Source organism: Kitasatospora sp. NPDC006697 (assembly GCF_042869935.1).
Lineage (GTDB): Bacteria > Actinomycetota > Actinomycetes > Streptomycetales > Streptomycetaceae > Kitasatospora.
The window spans coordinates 119,195-140,154 of sequence record NZ_JBIAGU010000023.1 but is presented as its reverse complement, the minus strand read 5'-3'; the positions used below and the strand labels follow the sequence as shown (position 1 = coordinate 140,154).

The window sequence follows — 20,960 nt, the reverse complement described above, 5'->3', positions numbered from 1 at the left end:
CGGGGCGCGGCCCCGGGCGCCCGCGCGGCGCCCGGGGCCGTTGCGCGCCTGCGGCCGGATCAGCGCACCGCCACCATCCGGCGGGCGCCGAGGTGGTTGAAGACCAGGTTGAGCAGCACCGCCGTGAGCGCGCCGGCACTGATCCCGCTGTTCAGGATGGTCTGAGCCCAGGACGGGAAGTCGTGGTAGATCCCGGGGGTGACCAGCACCCCGTGCGCGTCGTGCACCTCCGGCGCGGCCAGCGGGATCAGGCCGACGGCCAGCGAGACCGCGATGATCACGATGTTCGGGGCGTCGTCCAGGTCGATCTTGACCAGCGAGCGGATCCCGCCCACCGCGATGGTGCCGAAGAGCACGATCCCGGCGCCGCCCAGCACCGGCATCGGCACCAGCGAGACCGCCGTGCCCAGCTTGGGGAAGAGGCCGAGCACCACCAGCACGGCACCGGCCGAGGCGACCACGTACCGGCTGCGCACCCGGGTCAGCGAGACCACGCCGACGTTCTGCGCGAAGGCGCTGGTCGCGCAGGAGCCGAAGAGCGAGCCGACCAGGGTGGCCACGCCGTCGGTGCGCAGGCCGCGGGTGATGGTGGCGCGGTCCACCGGGCGGTCGCAGATCTCCCCGACCGCCAGCATGCCGGCCGAGCTCTCGGTCATCAGCACCAACATCACCAGCGCCATCGAGACGATCGCGGCCGGCTGGAACTCCGGCACGCCGAACCGGAACGGGGTCGGCACCGCGACCGCCGCGGCGGTGGAGAAGGCGTGGGTGTCCACCCTGCCGAGCGGGATCGCGGCCAGCGTGCCGACCAGCATGCCCAGCAGCAGCGCGATCTGCTTGAGGAAGCCCGTGAAGAACCGCTGCATGGCGACGATCACCACCAGGGTGAAGGCGGCCAGCGCCAGGTTGGACGGCGAGTTGAAGCCCGCCGTCGTCGCGCTCCCGCCGCGCGCCCACTGCACCGGCACCGGGATCAGCGTGACGCCGATCAGGGTGATCACCACACCGATCACCTGGTGCGGGAAGAACCGCATCAGCCGGCCGAAGAACGGGCCGGCCAGCAGGCAGAACGCACCGGCGACCAGCACCGCGCCCAGGATGGTCGGCAGCCGGTGGGTGCCGTGCGACTGGTCGGCGATGGCCAGCATCGGGCCGATGCCCGCGGAGGAGGCGGCGTTCACGAAGGGCAGCCGGTTGCCGGCGAACCGGCCCAGCCCGAGGGTCTGCAGCAGGGTGGCGGCACCGGCCACCAGCAGGCTGGCGGCGATCAGATAGGTCTGGTCCCTGGCGTCCAGGCCGCAGGCCGGTCCGATGATCAGCGGCGGCGCGACCACGCCCGCGTACATCGCCGCGATGTGCTGCAGCGCCGCCGGCACCAGGCGGCGCGCCGGGAGCCGTTCGTCGACGGGGTGGACGGGCTGGTCGGATGCGGGTGCGGATGCGGGCATGGTGGTTCCCCCTCCTCACTCGGCCGGCCTCCTGGCAGGGACGGTGCGGAAGGGGGCGCGATGTGGTGGTGGTGTGACGGAGGCGCGGCGCTGCGCCGGGCCCGACCGTGCTGATCGGATGCCAACTCTCAACTGACAAGCAGCGAGCGGTGGTTGTGCTCGTGGCGACCGGCCTCGCTGCCGTGTTGGCGTTCAGCTAAGCGCCTCGGCAACATCACGTCAACACTCTGTTGAATATTGTCCCGCGCCGGCCCACCGCTGGTCACGGTGCCGGTCCGGCCGCTCACCGACCGTGCGGAGGGCTCAGGCGGCGGCGCGGACCACCGGGGTCAGCAGCAGGCGGCCGGCCATCCCGACGGCCCGGGCGAGCGCGTCGCAGGAGAGGTCGTAGGCGAACCTCACCTCGCGCTGCGCCCAGAGCGACTGCACCGAGAGCCAGGCCGCATCGCGGGCGGCGTCGATGGTGAAGCTGGAGAGGATGTGCTCCAGCGGCTCCGCCTCCGCCGTCTCCAGCCTGAGCCGCTCGGGCTCGAACTCGGCCCGCACCTGCGCCTCCACCTGGGAGAGCAGCTGGTTCACCTTCTGGTAGTCGGCGTGCACCGACGGGGCCTCGGGTGTGGTCCCCCGCTCCTGGCAGGTGAGGATCACGGCCAGCGCCAGGTCGTGGTTGATGTGCGCGTTCATCCCGCTCAGCGCGAACTGGATCGGCAGGACCCGGTCGCCCTCGCCGCGCGCCGCGATCAGCGGCCCCCAGGCCGGGTTCACCGGCCACCCGGCCGACCCGGCGTCCACGTTGCGGAAGTACAGGCTCGCGAAGAGCACGTCCATCCGCTCGATGAAGGCGCCGTCCTCGAAGAACCCCTCGGTGAGCTTGGCCGCGACCAGTTCGGTGACCGTCAGGTACATCCGGTTGAAGCAGGCCACGCCGTCGGCAGCGGCCAGCGAGCCGTCGATCTGCTTCATCCGCTGGATCACGCCGTCGACCGCCGCCGGGAGCTGGGCGGTGGGGGCCGGAGCCGGCTCCGTGCTCATGGGGGCCTCCTGGAAGTCACAGTGACATCGCGTGATGATATGACTTTAACGGGTCACCATGATCCACTGCTGCCCCGCGGCGAGCGCGCTCAGAACGGCAGCGACAACAGCCGGACCGCGCCTTCGGGCCACTGCGCCCCGTCGGCCAGCGGCGCCCACATGGTCCGCATCGGCATCACCGCCGGGCCGCCCGGCTGCTCCACCAGCACCTCCCCCGCCACCGGCCGCCAGCCGAGCCCGCCGTAGAGCGGAACCAGCCGGGGCCAGCAGAAAAGCAGCCCGAACTCCAGCCCCTCGGCCCCCGCCCGCTCCATCGCGGCCGTCACCACCGCGCCGGCCAGCCCGCGCCGGCGCAGCTCCGGCGCCACCGCTACGGCCCCGATCCCGGCCGCCCGCAGCTCACCCGCGCCGACCCGCACCGGCACCTCCACCCACCCGGCGTGGGCCACCAACCGCTCGCCGTCCCGGATGCCGACGTGCCGCTCCTTGAGCCGCCAGGTCAGCCCGGTCACCGCGACCCCGGCCGGGTCCTCGTTCTCGCCGACGACCTGCCGCTTCTCGGCCGGACCGTAGGCCGCCAGGTCGAGGATCCCCGTCAGCCGGTGCTCGTCCATCGTCCGTCTCCCCCGGTGGTGCGCCACTACTCCGCCGACAACCCGAAGATCATCTCATCCTGGAACCCTCCGTCCACCCACGCCGAGCAGCACCTCCTCCGCGGCCGCGCTCCCCGGCCGGACCGCCCGCCCCGCGTGATCGCCCGCCCCGCGTGTGCTCGACCGAAATTCGTTCGTGGCGCCGGCACCGGGGTAGTTAACGTCCCCGGCAGCAGTCGGCGAGCGAACTTGGAGGGTGGAGCGCGATGAGCTTCCAACTGGTGGGGCCGGTCCTTGAGGGTGAGTCGGTGCGGCTGGAGCCGCTGGATCACCGGCACGCGGCGGGCCTGGCGGAGGTGGTCGGCGAGCGGCGGGAGTCCTTCGGCTACACCTGGGTGCCGAACCCGGACCAGGTCCCCGGCTATATCGAGGCGCAGCTGGCCCGGCACCGCGAGGGCAAGCTCGCGCCCTACGCGCAGATCGACCTGGCGACCGGCAAGCCGGTGGGGGCCACCGCGTACTGGGATCCCCGGCTGCTGCCCGACACCGGGACGCTGTTCGCCATCGAGGTGGGCTTCACCTGGCTGGCCGGGGCCGCGCAGGGCACGGGGTTGAACACGGAGTCGAAGTTCCTGCTCTTCCGGCACGCCTTCGAGGAGTGGGGCGTGGCCCGGCTCGACCTGAAGACCGACGCCCGCAACGCCCGCTCCCGGGCGGCGATCGAGTCGGTCGGCGCCCGGTTCGAGGGGGTGCTGCGCAACTGGTCCCGCTCCTGGGCGCCGGGTGAGGACGGCCTGCTCCGGGACTCCGCGATCTACGCGATCACGGCCGAGGACTGGCCCGGGGTCCGCGACCACCTGACCGCGCGGATCGAGCGGCTCCGCGCCCGCCGGGCCGGCTGAGGCGCTCCGCGGCGCTACGCGGCCCGGCTGGTCCCCCGGACGAGTGCCTGACACGGGGTCAGCCGGCCGCCTGCCAGGGTGGCCGACGGCGGCCGGGGGAGATCGGGGCAGCGCTCCGTACCCCGTGCGATGACGCTCGGTGGCGGCCGACCGCGGGTCACCGCAGAATCGAGCTCACACCCCCGTCCCAGGAGGCCACGCGGATGCGCCACTCGGAGCACCCCGACCGGCTCGACGACCCCGGCGCGGCCCGCCCGTTCGACCTGCTGCCCACGGCCAGCGCGGTGCTGGACCGGCACGGCAGGCTGGTCGGCTGGTCGGCCGCCGCCGAACAGCTGCTCGGGCATCCGGCGGCGGAGGTGCTGGGCCGCCCGGCGCGCGAGCTGCTGGCCGACCCGGCGCAGCAGGCGGACGGGGTCTCGGGGGTGGTCCGGCTGCGGCACCGCGACGGCACCGCCCGCACGGTCGGCGTCGAGGCCACCCGGCTGGCCGACATCGGCGGCGCCGACCGCTGGCTGCTCAACGCCCTGGACCTGGCCGGCGCCCCCTGGTGGAGCGCCAGCCACTCGGTGCTCGGCCGCTTCCTCGCCCACTCCCCCTACGGCATCGCCGTGCTGGACACCGACCTGCGCTACCTCTGGCTGAACGAGACGCTGGCCCGGATGGGCGGCATCGGCCTGCCGGAGCGGCTGGGGCGCCGGTTCGGCGACGTGCTGCCCGACCTGTCACCGGAGATCGTCGAGAGCAAGCTGCGCCAGACCCTGGAGACCGGCCGGCCGGTCAGTCAGCTGGAATACCGCGGCCGGCTGCCCACCGACCCCGACCGCCAACACGTCTTCTCCTGCTCGATGCTGCGGCTGGACGACGCCGACGGCCGGGTGCTGGGCGTCTGCTACATGGGCACGGACATCACCGACCGCTGGCGGATCCGGCAGCGGCTGGGGCTGCTGACCGATTCGGGCGCCCGGATCGGCACCACGCTGGACCCGGTGACCACCAGCCGGGAGCTGGTCGAGCTGGTGGTGCCGCGGTTCGCCGACTTCGCGGCGCTCGACCTGCTGGAGCCGGTGCTGCGCGGCGAGGAGCCCGGGCCGCCCACCGCCGGGTCGGCCGCCGCCCTGCGCCGGATGGCGCACCTCTCGGCCCGGCCCGGCAACCCGGAGGTGGTGACCGAGCTGGGCAGCGCCCCCGGCTACCCGCCCTCCTCGCCGATGGTGCGCTGCCTCGCCGAGGGCACCGCCCTGCTGGACGCCGACACCGACAGCGACTCGCTGGCCTGGCTGGCCGAGGACCCGCGGCGCGAGCGCACCGTCCGGGCGTGGTCGCTGCGCTCGCTGATGGCCGTGCCGGTGCGGGCCCGCGGGGTGGTGCACGGGGTGGCGCTGTTCATCCGCACCACCGGCTCCGACCCGTTCGAGGCGGGTGACGTCTCGCTGGCCGAGGAGCTGGTCTCCCGGGCCGCCGTCTGCCTGGACAACGCCCGCCGCTACACCCGCGAGCACGACACGGCGCTCACCCTGCAGCGCAGTCTGCTGCCGCAGACCCTGCCGGCCTGCCCCGCGCTGGAGGTGGCGCACCGCTACCTGCCCGGCGACACGCACGGCGGCGTGGGCGGGGACTGGTTCGACGTCATCCCGCTCTCCGGCGCCCGGGTGGCGCTGGTGGTGGGCGACGTGGCCGGGCACGGCATCAACGCCGCGGCCGCGATGGGCCGGCTGCGCACCGCCGTGCACACCCTGGCCGACATGGACCTGCCGCCGGACGAGCTGCTGGCCCACCTGGACGACCTGGTACTGCGGCTGACCGACGACCAGGCCGGGGCGGGCGGACAGCCGGGCGGCGAGCCCGGGACGGGCGAGCCGGCGGTCGGCGAGGCGCACAACGCCAAGTGCCTCTACGCGGTCTACGACCCGGCAACCCGGCTGTGCACCATGGCCCGGGCCGGCCACGTGCCGCCCGCGCTGCTGCTGCCGGACGGCGAGGTGCGGTTCGCGGACCTGCCGCTCGGCCCGCCGCTGGGGGTCGGCTCGCTGCCCTTCGAGTCGGCCGAGTTCGAGCTGCCGGACGGGGCCACGCTGGCGCTCTTCACCGACGGGCTGCTCGGCCACGCGACCCGCGACCCGGACCGGGCCGCCGAGCTGCTGCTCAGCACCCTGGCCGCCGCCCGCCCCGGGCTGGACAACGCCTGCGCGGACCTGCTGGCGGGCATGCTGCCGGACCGGATCGAGGACGACATCGCCCTGCTGCTGGCCCGGCCCCGGCCGCTGGCGCCCGACCAGCTGGTCACCTGGGAGCTGGCGGCCGACCCGGCGCAGGTGGCCGAGGCCCGGGCGAAGGTGACGCAGGTGCTCGCCGACTGGGGGCTGTCGGAGCTGGCGTTCACCACCGAACTGATCGTCAGCGAGCTGGTCACCAACGCCATCCGGTACGGCGCGGCGCCGATCCGGCTGCGGCTGATCCGGCAGTCGGCGCTGATCTGCGAGGTCTTCGACGGCAGCTCCACCTCGCCCCGGCTGCGGCACGCCCGGACCACGGACGAGGGCGGGCGCGGGCTCTTCCTGGTCGCCCAGCTGGCCCGCCGCTGGGGCACCCGGTACACCGGCGAGGGAAAGGTGATCTGGGCGGAGCAGAGCGTCTAGCCGTCTCGCGTCGGATCAGGCCGGGCCTCCCCCGGCCTTCGGCTGGGAGGTGTCCGGCAGCTCGGCGGCGTCGAGGTGGGAGCGGCGGCCGTCGGGGTCGAAGATGCCCAGGATCTCGGCCGGGCCGCCCTGGGCACCGAGGGCGTGCGGGGTCATGGTGGAGAACTCGGCGGCCTCGCCCGCCTCCACGGTGATCCGCCGGTCGGCCAGCTGGAGCACCAGGGTGCCGGAGAGCACGGTGAACCACTCCCGGCCCGGGTGGGCCTTCAGCTCGGCGGTGCCGGTGGGGGCCGGCCGGGTGATCCGCATCCGGGCCGCCATCACTCCGGTGTCCCGGTTGAAGGTCCAGCTGGTGACGCCCCGGCCGGGCTCGTAACGCGGCCGGATCACCACGTCCTCGTCGCCGGCCGTCTGGACCAGCTGGTCCAGCGTGGTGCCGAGCGCCTTGGCCAGCGCCACCAGCTGGTCCAGGCCGATCCGGCGGCTGCCGGTCTCGATCCGGCTGAGCGTGGAGGCGCTGAGGTAGCAGCGGGCGGCCAGTTCGTCGAGCGACCAGCCCATCGCCGAGCGCAGTCCGCGGATGCGCTTGCGCACCAGGGCGTCCAGGTCGCCGTCTTCTTGCGTCATACGCAAGATGCTATGCCTCAGGCGCAAGGATTTCGTAGGGTCGGGGGCATGGCAGATCTCACGCACGACCACGACGGCCACTCCCACCGGGCTCACGGCCACCAGCACGGCCACGGAAACGGCCATGGCCACGGCGGCCACCAGCACGAGCACGACCCGGCGCGCGAGGCCGAGCTGGCCGAGATGCTCGACCTGGACGCCGAGCTGCTGCACCAGCCGCTCACCGGGGTCACCGAGTGGCTGGCCGAGCTCACCACCGGGCAGACCGTGCAGTCCGTGCTGGACCTCGGCACCGGCACCGGCGCGGGCACCTTCGCGCTGCTGGAGCGCTTCCCCGACGCCCGGGTGACGGCGGTGGACATGTCCGCCGGCATGCTGGAGCGGGTGCGCGCCAAGGCCGCGGCGGCGGGCCTGGACGGACGGGTGCGGACCGTCGAGGCCGACCTGGACGCCGACTGGCCCGACTTCGGCACCGTGGACCTGGCCTGGTCCGCCGCCGCCCTGCACCACGTCGCCGACCCGCAGGACGCGCTGCGCCGGCTGCGCGCACTGCTGCGCCCGGGCGGGCTCTTCGCCCTGGTCGAGATCGACGGCCTGCCCAGCTTCCTGCCCGAGGACCTCGGGCTGGGCGAGCCCGGCCTGGAGCGGCGCTGCCGGGCTGTCGTGGCGGCCCGGCTGGCCGAGGAGCTGCCCTACCTCGGGGCCGACTGGGGGCCGATCCTCACCGGGGCCGGGTTCGAGGTCGAGCCCGAGCGGCGGTTCACCGTCGAGCTGGCCTCCCCGCTCCCGGACCCGGCCGCCCGTTACGCGCGGCTGGTGCTGGCCCGCAACCGCGAACGGCTCGGCGACCAGCTCGGCGCGGCGGACCTGGAGGTGCTGGACGCCCTGATCGACGGACCGGGCCCGGAGAACGTGCTGCGCCGCTCCGACCTGCTGGTGCGCGCCGAGCGCCGGGTCTGGGTGGCCCGCCGCCCCTGATCCGGCCTCAGGTGCGGGGCTGACCGGGCGTCGGCCGCGGCCGACGCCCGGTCAGCTCAGCGCGAGCCGGAGCGCACCGGCCGCCTCGGCGGTGGCCTCGCGGAACCGGTGACCGATCCCCAGGTAGCTGATGTACCCGTGGATCAGGTCGGGCTGGCGGCTGAGCGCCACCCGCACCCCGGCCTCGCGCAGCCGCTCCGCGTAGGCCTCGCCCTCGTCGCGCAGCGGGTCGAAGCCGGCGGTGGCGATGTAGGCCGGGGGCAGTCCGGTCAGGTCCTCGGTGAGCAGCGGGGAGATCCGCGGGTCGGTGCGGTCGATCCCGGGCGGGGCGTAGTGGTCGCCGAACCAGTCCATGCCGTCGCTGGTCAGGTAGTACCCGTCGGCGAAGAGCTCCCGGGAGCGGCGCCACCGGGAGGCGTCGGTGGCCGGATAGCAGAGCAGCTGGAAGGCGGGCGAGGGGCCGCCGGCGGCCACCGTCTGCTGGGCGACCACGGCCGCCAGGTTGCCGCCGGCGCTGTCCCCGCCGACCGCGATCCGGTCCGGGTCCACGCCCAGGTCGGCGGCGTGCTCGTGGGCGTGGCCGAAGGCGGCGAGGGCGTCGTCCACGGCGGCCGGGAAGACGTGCTCGGGCGCCAGCCGGTACTCCACCGAGAGCACCCGGACGCCGGCGTGCCGGGCGAAGAACCGCGCCGTGTTGTCGTAGCCGGCCCGGGAGCCGATCACCCAGCCGCCGCCGTGGAAGAAGACCAGCAGGCCGGAGGGCTGCTCGGCGGTCTCGGGGGTGTAGAGGGTGGCGGGCACCTCGCCGTGCGGGGCGGGGATCAGCAGCTCGCGGACGGCCACCGGTTCGATCCGCGGACCGCCGACCAGGTGGCGGCCGAGCTCCACCCCGCTGCGGGAGGGTGCGACCTGGCCGCTGCGGTGGACCAGGGTGGTGCCGGAGATCCGCTGGAGGCGGAGCAGCAACTGGGCGTCCAGGGAGAGCACCTGACCGTCCCGGCGGACCGCCGGGCCCGCGATCGCCCGCAGCACCGCCGCCTGCACCCGCACCTCCACCGGGACCGTCATCGCGCTGCCTTCCCTCTCCGCCGTCGTCGCCGTCGGCCGTCGTCCGGCCGTCGTCCGGCCGTCCGCGACAAATTACCGGACAGTAGGGCCGTTTGGGCAGAGGCCCGCGACCTCGTGGCGCTGCCGGGGTGACCAGTGCGCTTGTCGTAGGGTCGGGTTCCGGGACCCCCAGAGGAGGCAGCTGTGATCAAGGAACTGGAAGACCTGCCCGACGGCGTGATCGGCTTCGAGACCGGCGGCACCCTGGAGGCGGAGGACTACCGCGACGTGGTGATCCCGGCGATCGAGCACGCGGCGAGCGAGGGCGAGGTCCGCTTCGTCATCGTGATCCCGGACTTCCACGGGATGTCCGGCGGCGCGGTCTGGCAGGACCTGAAGGTCGGCCTGGAGCACCTGCGGCACTGGAAGCGGATCGCCCTGGTCACCGACATCCCCTGGATGACGCACATGACCTCGGTCTTCGGCTGGATGACCCCCGGCGAGCTCCGCACCTTCCCCCTCGCCGAGCGCGACCAGGCCGTGGCCTGGGCCGCCGCCTGACCCGTACCGGACAGAATTCACGGAGCCGACCCTGCGTCGACCCTGGACGGCCACCTCCGCGGTCCAGGGTCGGCGGTATGGACTACCAGTACTCCCTGCTGCACCTGACCGACGTCCACGTGATCCCGGAGGGGCTGCTGTACGGCGAGGCCGACACCCGGGCCGCGCTGGCCGACGCGCTCGACGCAGCCGTCGCCTCCGGGCGGAAGTTCGACGCGATCATCCTCTCGGGTGACAACACCGACTCCGGCGACGAGGCCTCCTACCGGATCATCGCGGAGCTGGTGGAGGCCGCGGCGGCCGAGCTCGGTGCGCAGGTCGTCTACGCGGCCGGCAACCACGACGAGCGCGGGGCGCTGCGCGCGGGGCTGCTGGGCCTCGACCCGACCACCGAGCCCTTCGACCACGTGGTCCGGGTCGGCGGCCTGCGGATCGCCACGCTGGACACCTCGCTGCCCGGCAAGCCCTACGGCCAGCTCGACCAGGAGCAGCTGGACTGGCTGGCCGGGCAGTTGGCCGAGCCGGCCGAGCACGGCACCGTGCTGGTGCTGCACCACCCACCGCTGGCCGGGCTCAGCCCCGGCTTCGAGGACCCGCAGCACGGCCGGCACCTCGATCTGCGCGAGCCGGAGCGGCTGGCCGAGGTGGTGCGGGGCACCGACGTGCGGCTGATCCTGGCCGGGCACACCCACAGTGCGGCGGCCGGCCAGTTCGCGGGCATCCCGGTCTGGATCGGCCCGGGCAACGCCTACGCCGCCGACCCGATGGCCCCCCACCGGCCAGGTCCGCGCCGTCCCGCTGCAGGCCTGCACCCGGGTGGACATCACCCCGGAGGGCTGCCGCACGGTGCTGGTGCCGCTGCGCCAGGGGAAGCCGGTGTACCAGCTGCCGCTGACCGAGCTGGTCGGATACCTGACGGACGGTCACTGACGGAGGACTGGTACCCGCTCAGGGTTCAGCCGCCCCCTCGCCGGTCACCGGCCTCACGGCTCACCAGCGCCGGCCCTGGATCGGACGCCCGGTGTTGCCCGGCGGGACCGCACATCTGAATGATCGACATGCCCCCAGCCTGCCGAAACGCCGGCCCCGCCGCGTCGGCCGGACGGACAGCCTCCTGCCCCCGATCGGGCTACCCACGTGTCAGCCGATCGTCTGATGCCCTGTCAGCTGACTGGCCGAGGCGCCGCCCCGGCGCCGCGTGTCAGGGTGGTGGCAACGACGACAGGAGGTGGCTCGCATGAGCTGGATGGGCATGTGGGTGGTGGGTGCGCTGCCCGACAGTGCGGTGCGCGCGGTGCGCGAGCAGCACGGTGCGCAGCCCTGGAGCGGCGCGGCGGCGGAGTACCGGGAGGATCTGGCCTGGTGGGCCGCCCAGCCGCCGGTCGCGCTCACCCGGGAGTCGGCGCAGCCGCTGGCCGAGCTGATGCTGTGCCACGTCGAGCTGGCGGAGGCGGCCGAGGCCGAGGAGGCCTGCCTCCAGCAGCTGTCGGGCACCCCGGCGGAGGGTGTTTTTGTGGCCGGCGCCCGGAAGACGCACCCGCCGGCGGCGCTCTGCCACGGCCTCGGCCCCGGGGCGACGGGTCTGCTGCCGGGGCGGTTCGGGTCCTTCCTGCTGACGGCCGATGAGGTCCGGTCCGCGCTGCCGGAGGTGGAGCGGGCCCTGGCGGTCGGCGGCCACCGGCGGGCGGTGGTGGCTGAGCGGATCGAGGAGTGGCTGGAACGGCTGGGCAACGGCTCCCAACACCAGGCCGGCGAGTTCCTGGACGGCCCGCTGCGCGTGCTGCGCTACGCGGAGCGGGCGGGTGACGGGGCGGTGGGCTGCTGGCGCACCTACTGACGCCGGCCAGGGCCTCCTCCGTGGCGGCCGGGCGTCCGGCTCACAGGGTGAACGGGTAGAGCCAGACCCGCTCCACCTCAACCGTCAGCTCGACCCAACTGCCCTCCGCCAGCGCAGGATCCGCCGAGCTCGCCGCCCCCGCCAGATCCACCAGGACCGGCTCGCCGCCCAGGTCCAGCACGGCCGTGCCCTCCCAGGGCGCGAGCAACTGCCCGCGCAGCAGCAGCCGCTCGCCCGCCACCCGCACACCCGGCAGTGCTTCACCCGCCGGTACCGCGTTCCGGCCCAGCTCCAGCTCCTCGTCCAGCGTCCACTCGACGTGGTGCGGCCCGAGCCGGGCGTCCGGCGCACCGTGCCAGACCGCGACCGCCGGTCCGAGCGGTGTCCGGACCCGGGCCAGCGGGGGCCGTCCGGGGCGGGCCTGCAACTCAGCCAGTTCGATCAGCACCCGCCGATCATGGCACGACAAGCCGCAGGGGCATCCCATGCCCTGCGCACCGCCGCTCGCGCACACGCGTTCCAAACCTCCGTTCGCCAGCAGTACGTTCATCTCAACAGTGGCAACCCCCGCACCCACATTGGAGAGTGGCCTCTGGCGGCTGGGCCGTGTCGCGCCGACCGGTACGGCGCCGTCCGCATAGCGTGATCGGCATTGCCGTTTCCGGCAATGGCCCCTGGTGGTCCGATCGCTCCGAAGGTGTCGCTCCCATGACAATGACCCTGCCGCCGCTCACCCCGGCGGAACCGCTCGTCATCGGCCACCACTGGCGCGGCTACCGCTGCGCCTCCCGCCTCGTGCACTCCCACTCCCCCGAGCCGCGGCTCGCCCCGGTGGTGCTGATCGGCGGTGCCTTCCAGACCAAGGAGAGCTGGGGGCGGATCGAGCGCGGACTGGTCGAGCACGCGGACCTGCTCACCGTGGACCTGCCGGGCTGGGGCGCCGGCGAACCGCTACCGGAGCGCTACGGCGCCGACTTCATGGCCGATGCGCTCTGCCACATGCTGGACGAGGTCGGCCTGCCCCGGGTCAACGTGCTGGCCGGCTCCTACGGCACCGCCGTCGCCTACCTGCTCGCCCAGCGCCGCCCCGAGCGGGTGGCGAAGATGGTGCTGGCCGGCACCATGACCTCGATCCCGCCGACCGCCCGGGCCGCGATGCAGCGCACCGTCGACCTGCTGACGGCCGGTCGGGTGGCGGAGTTCGCCGACGCGACCGCGGCCCTGCTGGTCAACCAGGAGCGGATCGGGGCCGTCACCCGGGGCAGCCGGGTGCACCGCTTCCTGATCCGCCGGATGACCTCGCTGGCCCCCGACGAGATCGAGCAGCACCTCACCAACACCCGCCGCCTGCTCCAGCACCAGATGCTCGACCCGAGCCAGGCCCCCACCGCCCCGGTGCTGGTCACCACCGGCGAGCACGACATCTTCACCACCCCCGACCTCTGCCGCGAGCTGGCCGCCACCTGCGCCGACAGCTGGTTCGCCAAGGTCGCCGAGGCCGACCACATGCTGCTGCTGGAGCGGCCGGACGAGCTGGTCGACCTGATCCTGCGGTTCCTGCACGGCCGCCCGCTCGCCGGGCTGCCCTACTGCCGCTCGGTGGAACGCGTCTCGCCGACCCCGGCCCTGGTGGCCGGCCCGCGCTGGCGCGGCTGACCCGGCAGCGGAACGGTCCGCCGACAGATGCGCATCCAGCTCGTCACCGTGGGCACCACCGGCTCGGTCGCCCCCTACACCGGCCTGGCGCACCGGCTGCTGGCCGACGGGCACCAAGTGGAGCTGGCCACCCATGCGGCCTTCGAACCGCTGGTGGCCTGCTGCGGGCTGCGCCTGAAGCCGCTCGCGGCCGACCCCTTCGCCGAGCTGATCGCCGCGCATGCCGAACGGCCGCGCGGGCTCGGCGGGCTGCGCGCGGCCGGCGCGCTCGCCACCGCCACCTCCCGGGCCGCCCTGGCGCTGGTCGACGACCTGCTCGACGCGGTCGACCCGGCCGCCGATCTGGTCCTGCTCTCCACCCTGGCCGCTCCGGTGGGCGCACTCGGCGCCGCCGCGCGCGGGGTGCCGAGCGCCGGCGTCTTCCTGCAGCCCGACACGCCCACCCGCGAGTTCGGGCCGTGCACCTTGCCCTGGCGGCCGGCCGGCCGGGGCAACCGCTCGCGGGCCCGGGCCGCCAACGGACTGCTGGACGCCATGCACCGCTCCGCCGTCCGCGCCGCCCGCCACCGGCTCGGCCTCCCGCCGCGCGGGGCGCACCAGTTGCGCGCCGACCGGGAGCGCAGCCGCTGGCCGATCCACCACGGCATCAGCCCGAGCGTGCTGCCCCGCCCCGCCGACTGGCGCCCGGGCCTGAGCGTCGACGGCTACTGGTGGCCGCACGAGTGCCCGCACTGGCGGCCGCCCGCCGCGCTCACCGACTTCCTGGCCGCCGGACCGCCGCCGGTGCTGATCGGCTTCGGCAGCATGATGCCCGGCGACCCCGAGCGGCTGGGCCGGCTCGCGGTGCGGGCGGTGCGGCGGGCGGGGCTGCGCGGGATCATCCAGTCCGGCTGGGCGGGCCTCAGCGGCGAGGGCGAGCACACCGGCGGCAGCGACGACATCCTCACCGTGGGCGCCCTGCCGCACTCCTGGCTGCTGCCGCGGACCGCCGCCGTGGTGCACCACGCGGGCGCGGGCACCACGGCGGCCACGCTGCGCGCGGGGGTGCCGAGCGTGCCGGTGCCGGTCTTCACCGACCAGCCGTGGTGGGCGGCGCGGCTGGTCCAGCTCGGCACGGCGGTCGGCGTGCTGCCATTCGACCACCTGACCGCCGACCGCCTGGCCGACGCCCTGCGCCGGACCGTCGGCGCCCCCGCCCCCACCCGCAGCGCCCGCGCCCTGGCGGCCCGGCTGGCGCGCGAGGACGGCGCGGGCGCGGTGGCCCGCGCCGTGGTGCGCCGTGCCTGACATCACGCCAGGCCCGGCCCCGACATCACTCCGGCAAGACCAGAGCGCCCAGGAGACCCCCGGCATGACTGACGACCTGTCACCCGCCACCACCCCCATGCCCCCGCAGGACGCCTGGCTCTACCGCCAGCAGGGCCCCGCCACGGCCGCCGCCCCGGTGAGCCTGGTCGCCTGGTTCGACGGCCCGGCCCCGACTCTCGCCGAGCTGCGCCTGCTCACCGACAAGCAGTGGAGCGCCCTCCCCCGCCTCCGTATGGTCCCCCGCGCCGCCCCCACCGCCGCCGGCTGGCCGCACTGGACGGACGGCGGCCCGTTCGCCCCCGAGCGGCACGTGCACTCCGGCCCGGGCTGCCGCACCGAGCTGATCGGCCGCCTGGCCGCCGACCCCCTCCCGACCGACCGACCGCCCTGGCAGCTCCACCTGCTCCCCACCCGCACCGGCTTCGCCCTCCTGCTGCGCGCCCACCACGCCCTGCTCGACGGCATCTCCCTCGGCACCCTGCTGGACGCCCTGCTCGGCCTGCCTCCGGCGGAGCCCGAGCCGGGCCCCGAGCACCACCGGCCCGGTCCGCTGACCCGCCTCGCCCGCCTCGCCGGCGACCTGGTCCCGCAGAGCCGCCGCCTGCCGATCCACGGCTCGCCGGGGCCCGGCCGCAAGGTCGCCTTCGCCACCGTCGGCAGCACCGAACTCGCCGCCGCCCGCGCCGCCCTGCCCGCAGCCCGCAGCTCCGGCACCGCCGTCTTCCTGGCCGCGGCCGCCGGCGCGCTGCACCGCCTGGACCTGCTCGGCCCCGCCCGCCCCGGCCGCCCGACCGCCCTGGTACCGGTCGACGCCCGCGGTCCGGAGCAGCGCGGCCTGCTGGGCAACCGCTACGCGACGGTGCGGATCCCGCTGCCCCGCCACCCCGACCCGCGCGCCCGGCTCGCCGAGCTGTCCGCCCGCACCAGCCGGGAGCAGCTGGCCCCGCGCGCCGCCGCCCAGGCGGCGCTGGTGGCGGAGCAGCCCTGCCGGACCACCGCCCTCGGCACCCTGCTGGCCCGCTACTTCGACTCCCCGCAGTACTTCTCCCTGCTCTGCAGCAGCCTGCCCGCCCCGGCCGGCCCGGAGCGCACCCTGGGCGTGGCCCGGTTGACGGCGCTGGCGGCGCTGCCGCCGCTCGGCCCGGCCCACCCGGTCGCCCTGACGCTGCACCACCACCCGACCGGTGCCACGGTCGCCGCGGTGACCGACGACCGGATGGCGCACCTGGCCGAGCCGCTGGCCGCGGCCGTCCGCGCCGAGATCCGCCTGCTGGCCCGGCCCTGACGGCCGGTCGGCCCGTCGGTCCGTCAGCCCGCGGCCCCGTCGGCCGGCCCGTCAGGCGTCCCGCCGCCGCACCGCGACCACCGTGACCGCCGCCCCGGCCAGCGCCCAGCCGGCCAGGGTGAGCCAGGCGCCGGTCACCGTCGGCGGATAGAGCCCCAGGCTGGCGGAGGTGTGCGGATTGAGCGCCAGCCGGGCCTCGGCGGTCAGCGGCAGGCAGTTGCCGATCTCCCGCAGCAGCCTGTACCGGTCCCCGCCGAACAGCATCGGCGCGAGGAAGAGCAGCCCCACCACCGTGCTCACCGAGGCGGTGGCGTGCCGCAGCACCGCCCCGATCGCCATCCCGACCAGCGCGCAGACCGGCACCGCCAGCGCGTACCCGGCCACCGCGCGCAGGCACCCGTCGTCGCCGATCGACAGGCCGACGTGCCGGGAGGCGAGCATCGCGTTGCTGCCGAAGAAGGAGACGGCGGCGACCAGCACCCCGAGCGGCAGGGTGATCCCGGTGACCGTGATGATCTTCGCGGCCACCACGGCCCGCCGGTCCGGTACGGCCGCGAAGGTGGCGCGGATCAGCCCGGTGGTGTACTCGCCGAAGACGGTGATCGCCCCGAAGACCGCCGCCGCGAGCGTGATCACGTCGGCGGCGATGCTGTTGAGGCCGTGCCAGAGCGGGTCGTACCTCGGGATGGTGAGCCCGGCGGCGAGCCGGGGCGGATGGTCGAGGTAGCGCAGGTCGCTGTGCACGGCGTTGAGGTTGATCGCGATGGCGGCGACGGCGCTCAGCGCCAGCACCCAGTAGGTCGAGCGGAGCGAGCGGATCTTGATCCACTCGGCGGCCAGCAGGTCGCGCAGCCGCGGCGCGGGCTCGGGCTCGGCGGCGCCGGCGGTGGGACGGGTACTCATCGGACGGCTCCTGCGCGGTGGTGGCGGTCGGCGGTCAGTTCCATGAAGGCGGCCTCCAGCGAGGGCCCGCGGTCGGCCAGCTGGTGGAGCACCAGGCCGTGACGGTGCGCCAGCTCGCCGATCCGGTCGGCGGTCAGGCCCGTCACCAGCACGGCGCCCTCGCCGTCCGGGCGCAGTTCGGCGCCGGCCGCCCGCAGCACGGCGGCCAGCGCGGCCGGGTCGGCGGCGCGCACGGTGACCCCGGCGGCGGCGCCGTCCCGGGCGGCGAACTCGGTGAGGGGCTGGTCGGCGATCAGCCGGCCCTGCCCGATCACCACCACCTGGTCGGCGGTGTGCGCCAGCTCGCCCATCATGTGGCTGGAGAAGAAGACGGTCCGCCCCTCCCCCGCCAGCCGCCGCAGCAGTCCGCGCAGCCAGCGCACGCCCTCCGGGTCGAGCCCGTTCAGCGGCTCGTCGAAGACCAGCACCGGCGGGTCGCCGAGCAGCGCGCCGGCGATGCCGAGCCGCTGCTTCATGCCCAGCGAGTAGCCGCCGATCCGGCGCCGGGCCACGGTCGCGAGCCCGACCTCGGCGAGCACCCGGTCCACCCGGGCGAGCGGGATCCGGTTGCCGCGGGCCAGCGCCGCCAGGTGGGCCCGGGCGGTGCGGCCGCCGTGCACGTCCTGCGCGTCCAGCAGGGCGCCGACGTGGCGCAGTCCGCGCGGCCGGTCGGCGAACGGCGTGCCAGCCACGGTGACCGTGCCGGCCGTCGGGGCGTCCAGGCCCAGGATCATCCGCAGAGTGGTGGACTTCCCGGCGCCGTTGGGCCCGAGGAAGCCGGTCACCCGGCCGGGGTGGACGGTGAAGGTCAGTCGGTCCACGGCGGTGCGGCCGCCGTAGCGCTTCGTCAGCTCGGTTGCTTCGATCACGGGCTCCACGATGGCCGTCGGCCCAGGTCAGCGGCATCGGACCGGCGGCCACTCCCGCACCGTCCGGCTGGCCCCGGGGCGTACGCCCCAGGGCCGACGCGCCGCTCCGACCGGCTGGATACGATCTTCCGCATGATCCCCGCGCTCCGACCGCCGCTGCTCCGGCGCCTGCCGCCCGCCGCCTGGGTGGCGGCCTGCTGGCTGCTGCTGATCCTGCTTCGCTGCTGTCAGCGGTCGGACGAGCTGCGGCAGTTGACCCGGTTCGACGGGAATCTGGAGGACGCGCCGCTGCTGCTCGCGGCGGTGGTCAGCACGCTGGCCGCGCTGCTGCTGCGGGCGGTGCCTGCGGGTGCCGTCGCGGTGGCACTGGCGGGCGCGATGCTCGCCCTGCGGCTGCCGGTGCGGGAGGCCCCGGTGGTCTTCTTCCTGCTGGCCGATCTGCTGGTGGGGTACACGGCCGCGACCCGGGACCGCCGGGTGTCGGTGCCGACGGCGCTGCTGCCGCTCGCCGTGCTCGCGGGCTACGCGGCCCGCCGGCCGGACGGCGCCGGGGTGTTCACCGCGCTGGCGCTGGCCGGCACGGTGGCGCTGGCCTGGCTGGTCGGCCACACCCAGCGGCTCGGCCGCGCCCACGCCGAGGCGCTGCGCGCCCGGACCGCCCGGCAGGCGGTGACCGACGAGCGGCTGCGGATCGCCCGGGAGCTGCACGACATGGTCGCGCACTCGATCGGCATCATCGCCATCCAGGCGGGCGTAGGCAGCCGGGTGATGGAGACCCAGCCGCAGGAGGCGCGGGCCGCGCTGCAGGCGGTGGAGGCGACCAGCCGGGAGACCCTGGCCGGGCTGCGCCGGATGCTCGGCGCGCTGCGCGAGGCGGACGGCGAGCGGGCGCCGGTCGGTCCGGCCCCGGGCCTGGCCGATCTGGACGCCCTGGTGGAGCGGGCCGGCGAGGCCGGGGTGCGGGTGGAGCTGGTGCGCGACGGCGAGCCGCGGGAGCTGCCCGCCGAGCTGGAGCTGGCCGCCTTCCGGATCGTCCAGGAGGCGGTGACCAATGTGGTGCGGCACTCGGGGACCGCCCGGTGCCGGGTGACGGTGGGTTACCGGGCGGAGGAGCTGAGCGTGGAGATCGTCGATCCGGGCCGGGGCGGGCCGGTCGCCGGCCCGGGTACGGACGCGGGCTACGGCATCGCCGGCATGCGGGAGCGGGTCGGCCTGCTGCACGGCCGGTTCAGCGCCGGTCCGCGGCCGGGCGGCGGCTTCCGGGTCGCGGCCGAGCTGCCGCTGCCCGCGGCGGTGCGCGGATGATCCGGGTGGTGCTGGTGGACGACCAGGCGCTGATCCGCACCGGGCTTCGGGTGCTGATCGCCGACGCGCCCGACCTGGAGGTGGTCGGCGAGGCCGGCGACGGCCTGGCGGCGGTGGAGCTGGTCCGCCGGGTCCGGCCGGACGTGGTGCTGATGGACATCCGGATGCCGGGGCTGGACGGGCTGGAGGCCACCCGCCGGATCCTGGCGGAGCCCGGCAACCGGTCCCAGGTACTGGTGCTGACCACCTTCGACGACGACGAGTACGTCTACGGCGCGCTGCGCGCGGGTGCCAGCGGGTTCCTGGTGAAGGACTCGCAGCTGGAGAACATCCTCGACGGTGTCCGGGTGGTGGCGGAGGGGGACGCGCTGCTCGCGCCAGGCGTCACCCGGCGGCTGATCCGCGAGTTCGCCGCCCGGCCGGAGCCCGGCCGGGCGGCGGCGGTCCGGGCCCGGCCGGTCGAGGGGGTCACCGAGCGGGAGCGCGAGGTGCTGACCCTGATCGGCCGGGGGCTCTCCAACGGGGAGATCGCCGGGCAGCTGTGCGTCAGCGTCTCCACGGTGAAGGTGCACGTGGCCCGGCTGCTGCAGAAGCTGTCGGCCCGGGACCGGGTGCAGCTGGTCATCCTGGCGTACCAGCACGGGCTGGTCGCGCCGGCCGGCTGAGCCGCTGCTGACGGCGGGTCAGGTCGAACCAGGCGGGTCAGGTCCGGTCAGCCCACCGGCACGGCGGAGGCCGGCAGGGTGAACCGGACTTCGTAGCCGCCGCCCGGCAGCGGGCCGGTGTGCAGGGTGCCGCCGTACAGGCCGACCCGTTCGCGCATGCCGATCAGTCCGTGGCCGCTCCCCTCCACCCGGCCGGGGCCGGGCGGCCCCGGGCCGTCGTCGGTGATCCGGCCGGTGAGCCCGCCCTCGCCGTAGTGCAGGGCGACGGTGGCGGTGGCGGCCTTCCCGGCGTGCTTCAGCACATTGGTGAGCGCCTCCTGGACCAGCCGGAAGGCGGCCAGGTCCACGCCCGGGGCCAGCCGGTGCGGGGGGCCGGTGCTGCTCAGGCGCACGTCGAGGCCGGCGGAGCGCATCCGGTCGGCAAGCTCGGGGAGCCGGTCCAGCCCGGGCACCCGGGCGGGCTCGGCCGGGTCGGCCGGGTCGCCCGACTCGTCCTGACCGATCCGCAGCATGCCGAGCAGCGCCCGCAGTTCGCGCAGGCTCTCGCGGCTGGTGTCGGCGATGGTGTCGATCGCGGCGGCGGCCGTCTCCGGCTCCCGGGGCAGCAGGTAGTGGGCCAGCCCGGCCTGCACGGCGATCACCGACATGTGGTTGGCGAGCACGTCGTGCAACTCGCGGGCGATCCGCAGCCGCTCCTCGGTGACGGCGTGCCGGGCCCGGGCGGCCTGCTCCTGGGCCAGTCGGCGGGTGAGCCGGTCGAGCTCGGCGTTGCGGGCCCGGATCGCCCGGGTGCGGGTGCCGAACCGCCAGGCGATCCCGGGTCCGAGCCCGGCCTGGCCCGCGGCGATCAGCGGGCCGACCCGGCTCTCCAGGCCACTGGCGAACCAGAGCGCGCCGGTGAACGCGGTGGCGGTGGCGCCCGCCCCGCCCGAGCAGCGGCTGGCGACGGTGTAACAGGCCAGCAGCGGGCCCCAGAGGTTGGGCCCCGACTGGTAGCCGGCCCCGGTGTAGCAGGCCAGCCCCGTCCCGGTGACCAGCAGCACGGCGCGCGGCCAGCGCCGGCGCACCGCCAGCGGCAGGCTGCAGGCCAGGCCGAGCAGCACCGCCCAGCCGTCGAACGGCCGCCAGTTGCCCGGCGGCGGGTAGCGCAGCGCGAAGACCAGGATCAGCACGGCCAGCAGGCCGGCCACCCCCGCGTCGGCCCAGGCCGCGCGCCGCGCCGACAGGCGCTGCCACCACCGGTCCACGGTCATCCGCACCCGCAGC

The 20,960-nt window shown here is 75.4% G+C and carries 20 protein-coding genes; 11 read left to right on the top strand and 9 right to left on the bottom strand.

What is annotated here, in order from left to right; all coding sequences use genetic code 11:
- Nucleotides 1–59: 59 nt before the first annotated feature.
- From ACFYNO_RS28390 to ACFYNO_RS28380, 3 genes are all read right to left on the bottom strand, one after another.
- Nucleotides 60–1,448 carry a nucleobase:cation symporter-2 family protein gene (locus ACFYNO_RS28390; protein WP_388018502.1) on the bottom strand — a complete coding sequence of 463 codons (1,389 nt, stop codon included), beginning with the start codon at nt 1,446–1,448 and terminating at the stop codon, nt 60–62.
- Between the two features lie 303 nt (nt 1,449–1,751).
- A complete protein-coding gene (locus tag ACFYNO_RS28385; RefSeq protein ID WP_388018499.1) occupies nt 1,752–2,480 on the bottom strand; it encodes a DUF5995 family protein in 729 nt (242 codons plus the stop codon).
- An 89-nt stretch (nt 2,481–2,569) separates the two neighbouring features.
- Nucleotides 2,570–3,094, bottom strand: coding sequence for a GNAT family N-acetyltransferase (locus tag ACFYNO_RS28380; RefSeq protein WP_388018496.1), 525 nt, complete (start codon nt 3,092–3,094; stop codon nt 2,570–2,572).
- Between the two features lie 245 nt (nt 3,095–3,339).
- Between ACFYNO_RS28380 and ACFYNO_RS28375 the strand changes: the two genes are divergently transcribed.
- Both ACFYNO_RS28375 and ACFYNO_RS28370 read left to right on the top strand, forming a co-directional pair.
- On the top strand, nt 3,340–3,975 hold the full coding sequence (locus ACFYNO_RS28375; RefSeq protein WP_388018493.1) for a GNAT family N-acetyltransferase: 636 nt from the start codon (nt 3,340–3,342) through the stop codon (nt 3,973–3,975).
- A gap of 203 nt (nt 3,976–4,178) precedes the next feature.
- Nucleotides 4,179–6,614, top strand: a complete 2,436-nt coding sequence (locus tag ACFYNO_RS28370) for a SpoIIE family protein phosphatase (protein WP_388018490.1) — start codon at nt 4,179–4,181, stop codon at nt 6,612–6,614.
- A 15-nt stretch (nt 6,615–6,629) separates the two neighbouring features.
- On the opposite strand, the gene ACFYNO_RS28365 is transcribed toward ACFYNO_RS28370, so the two are convergent.
- Nucleotides 6,630–7,241, bottom strand: a complete 612-nt coding sequence (locus ACFYNO_RS28365) for a helix-turn-helix domain-containing protein (protein ID WP_388018487.1) — start codon at nt 7,239–7,241, stop codon at nt 6,630–6,632.
- Between the two features lie 48 nt (nt 7,242–7,289).
- Here ACFYNO_RS28365 and ACFYNO_RS28360 point away from each other — a divergent pair, with 48 nt between their 5' ends.
- The gene (locus ACFYNO_RS28360) at nt 7,290–8,219 is read left to right on the top strand and encodes a class I SAM-dependent methyltransferase (RefSeq protein WP_388018484.1); all 930 of its coding nucleotides are present in this window, start codon (nt 7,290–7,292) and stop codon (nt 8,217–8,219) included.
- Nucleotides 8,220–8,270: 51 nt separating this feature from the next.
- Here ACFYNO_RS28360 and ACFYNO_RS28355 read toward each other — a convergent pair whose 3' ends face one another.
- Nucleotides 8,271–9,287, bottom strand: coding sequence for an alpha/beta hydrolase (locus ACFYNO_RS28355; RefSeq protein WP_388018481.1), 1,017 nt, complete (start codon nt 9,285–9,287; stop codon nt 8,271–8,273).
- 183 nt (nt 9,288–9,470) lie between these two features.
- Between ACFYNO_RS28355 and ACFYNO_RS28350 the strand changes: the two genes are divergently transcribed.
- From ACFYNO_RS28350 to ACFYNO_RS28340, 3 genes are all read left to right on the top strand, one after another.
- Nucleotides 9,471–9,827, top strand: a complete 357-nt coding sequence (locus ACFYNO_RS28350; protein WP_388018478.1) for an STAS/SEC14 domain-containing protein — start codon at nt 9,471–9,473, stop codon at nt 9,825–9,827.
- A 77-nt stretch (nt 9,828–9,904) separates the two neighbouring features.
- Nucleotides 9,905–10,876 carry a metallophosphoesterase gene (locus tag ACFYNO_RS28345; RefSeq protein ID WP_388018475.1) on the top strand — a complete coding sequence of 324 codons (972 nt, stop codon included), beginning with the start codon at nt 9,905–9,907 and terminating at the stop codon, nt 10,874–10,876.
- 188 nt (nt 10,877–11,064) lie between these two features.
- Nucleotides 11,065–11,664, top strand: coding sequence for a hypothetical protein (locus tag ACFYNO_RS28340; protein ID WP_388018472.1), 600 nt, complete (start codon nt 11,065–11,067; stop codon nt 11,662–11,664).
- 40 nt (nt 11,665–11,704) lie between these two features.
- On the opposite strand, the gene ACFYNO_RS28335 is transcribed toward ACFYNO_RS28340, so the two are convergent.
- Entirely contained in the window at nt 11,705–12,112 is a 408-nt protein-coding gene (locus ACFYNO_RS28335; protein ID WP_388018469.1) for a hypothetical protein, read from the bottom strand.
- 260 nt (nt 12,113–12,372) lie between these two features.
- Here ACFYNO_RS28335 and ACFYNO_RS28330 point away from each other — a divergent pair, with 260 nt between their 5' ends.
- The 3 genes from ACFYNO_RS28330 (at nt 12,373) to ACFYNO_RS28320 (ending at nt 15,913) form a co-directional block, all read left to right on the top strand.
- Complete coding sequence (locus ACFYNO_RS28330; protein WP_388018466.1) at nt 12,373–13,320, top strand: alpha/beta fold hydrolase; 948 nt, start codon at nt 12,373–12,375, stop codon at nt 13,318–13,320.
- A gap of 27 nt (nt 13,321–13,347) precedes the next feature.
- Nucleotides 13,348–14,607 (top strand): glycosyltransferase, encoded by a 1,260-nt coding sequence (locus tag ACFYNO_RS28325; RefSeq protein WP_388018463.1) that lies wholly within the window; start codon nt 13,348–13,350, stop codon nt 14,605–14,607.
- 64 nt (nt 14,608–14,671) lie between these two features.
- Nucleotides 14,672–15,913 carry a wax ester/triacylglycerol synthase domain-containing protein gene (locus ACFYNO_RS28320; RefSeq protein WP_388018460.1) on the top strand — a complete coding sequence of 414 codons (1,242 nt, stop codon included), beginning with the start codon at nt 14,672–14,674 and terminating at the stop codon, nt 15,911–15,913.
- 51 nt (nt 15,914–15,964) lie between these two features.
- Here the strand turns inward: ACFYNO_RS28320 and ACFYNO_RS28315 are convergent, their stop codons facing one another.
- Both ACFYNO_RS28315 and ACFYNO_RS28310 read right to left on the bottom strand, forming a co-directional pair.
- Nucleotides 15,965–16,816: an ABC transporter permease gene (locus ACFYNO_RS28315; protein ID WP_388018458.1), complete on the bottom strand. Its 852-nt coding sequence runs from the start codon at nt 16,814–16,816 to the stop codon at nt 15,965–15,967.
- Entirely contained in the window at nt 16,813–17,724 is a 912-nt protein-coding gene (locus ACFYNO_RS28310; RefSeq protein ID WP_388018455.1) for an ATP-binding cassette domain-containing protein, read from the bottom strand. Before ACFYNO_RS28310 ends, ACFYNO_RS28315 begins: the two co-directional genes overlap by 4 nt.
- A gap of 132 nt (nt 17,725–17,856) precedes the next feature.
- On the opposite strand from ACFYNO_RS28310, the gene ACFYNO_RS28305 reads away from it, so the two are divergent.
- The gene (locus ACFYNO_RS28305; protein WP_388018452.1) at nt 17,857–19,029 is read left to right on the top strand and encodes a sensor histidine kinase; all 1,173 of its coding nucleotides are present in this window, start codon (nt 17,857–17,859) and stop codon (nt 19,027–19,029) included.
- A complete protein-coding gene (locus ACFYNO_RS28300) occupies nt 19,026–19,694 on the top strand; it encodes a response regulator (RefSeq protein WP_388018449.1) in 669 nt (222 codons plus the stop codon). Before ACFYNO_RS28305 ends, ACFYNO_RS28300 begins: the two co-directional genes overlap by 4 nt.
- Before the next feature lie 47 nt (nt 19,695–19,741).
- Here the strand turns inward: ACFYNO_RS28300 and ACFYNO_RS28295 are convergent, their stop codons facing one another.
- On the bottom strand, nt 19,742–20,947 hold the full coding sequence (locus tag ACFYNO_RS28295) for a sensor histidine kinase (RefSeq protein WP_388018553.1): 1,206 nt from the start codon (nt 20,945–20,947) through the stop codon (nt 19,742–19,744).
- Nucleotides 20,948–20,960 lie beyond the last annotated feature (13 nt).

What these genes read in the sequence shown, in the direction of transcription:
- ACFYNO_RS28390 (WP_388018502.1), bottom strand. Translation starts at nt 1,448, where the DNA reads ATGCCCGCATCCGCACCCGCATCCGACCAGCCCGTCCACCCCGTCGAC.
- ACFYNO_RS28385 (WP_388018499.1), bottom strand. Translation starts at nt 2,480, where the DNA reads ATGAGCACGGAGCCGGCTCCGGCCCCCACCGCCCAGCTCCCGGCGGCG.
- ACFYNO_RS28380 (WP_388018496.1), bottom strand. Translation starts at nt 3,094, where the DNA reads ATGGACGAGCACCGGCTGACGGGGATCCTCGACCTGGCGGCCTACGGT.
- ACFYNO_RS28375 (WP_388018493.1), top strand. Translation starts at nt 3,340, where the DNA reads ATGAGCTTCCAACTGGTGGGGCCGGTCCTTGAGGGTGAGTCGGTGCGG.
- ACFYNO_RS28370 (WP_388018490.1), top strand. Translation starts at nt 4,179, where the DNA reads ATGCGCCACTCGGAGCACCCCGACCGGCTCGACGACCCCGGCGCGGCC.
- ACFYNO_RS28365 (WP_388018487.1), bottom strand. Translation starts at nt 7,241, where the DNA reads ATGACGCAAGAAGACGGCGACCTGGACGCCCTGGTGCGCAAGCGCATC.
- ACFYNO_RS28360 (WP_388018484.1), top strand. Translation starts at nt 7,290, where the DNA reads ATGGCAGATCTCACGCACGACCACGACGGCCACTCCCACCGGGCTCAC.
- ACFYNO_RS28355 (WP_388018481.1), bottom strand. Translation starts at nt 9,287, where the DNA reads ATGACGGTCCCGGTGGAGGTGCGGGTGCAGGCGGCGGTGCTGCGGGCG.
- ACFYNO_RS28345 (WP_388018475.1), top strand. Translation starts at nt 9,905, where the DNA reads ATGGACTACCAGTACTCCCTGCTGCACCTGACCGACGTCCACGTGATC.
- ACFYNO_RS28340 (WP_388018472.1), top strand. Translation starts at nt 11,065, where the DNA reads ATGAGCTGGATGGGCATGTGGGTGGTGGGTGCGCTGCCCGACAGTGCG.
- ACFYNO_RS28330 (WP_388018466.1), top strand. Translation starts at nt 12,373, where the DNA reads ATGACAATGACCCTGCCGCCGCTCACCCCGGCGGAACCGCTCGTCATC.
- ACFYNO_RS28325 (WP_388018463.1), top strand. Translation starts at nt 13,348, where the DNA reads ATGCGCATCCAGCTCGTCACCGTGGGCACCACCGGCTCGGTCGCCCCC.
- ACFYNO_RS28320 (WP_388018460.1), top strand. Translation starts at nt 14,672, where the DNA reads ATGACTGACGACCTGTCACCCGCCACCACCCCCATGCCCCCGCAGGAC.
- ACFYNO_RS28315 (WP_388018458.1), bottom strand. Translation starts at nt 16,816, where the DNA reads ATGAGTACCCGTCCCACCGCCGGCGCCGCCGAGCCCGAGCCCGCGCCG.
- ACFYNO_RS28305 (WP_388018452.1), top strand. Translation starts at nt 17,857, where the DNA reads ATGATCCCCGCGCTCCGACCGCCGCTGCTCCGGCGCCTGCCGCCCGCC.
- ACFYNO_RS28300 (WP_388018449.1), top strand. Translation starts at nt 19,026, where the DNA reads ATGATCCGGGTGGTGCTGGTGGACGACCAGGCGCTGATCCGCACCGGG.
- ACFYNO_RS28295 (WP_388018553.1), bottom strand. Translation starts at nt 20,947, where the DNA reads ATGACCGTGGACCGGTGGTGGCAGCGCCTGTCGGCGCGGCGCGCGGCC.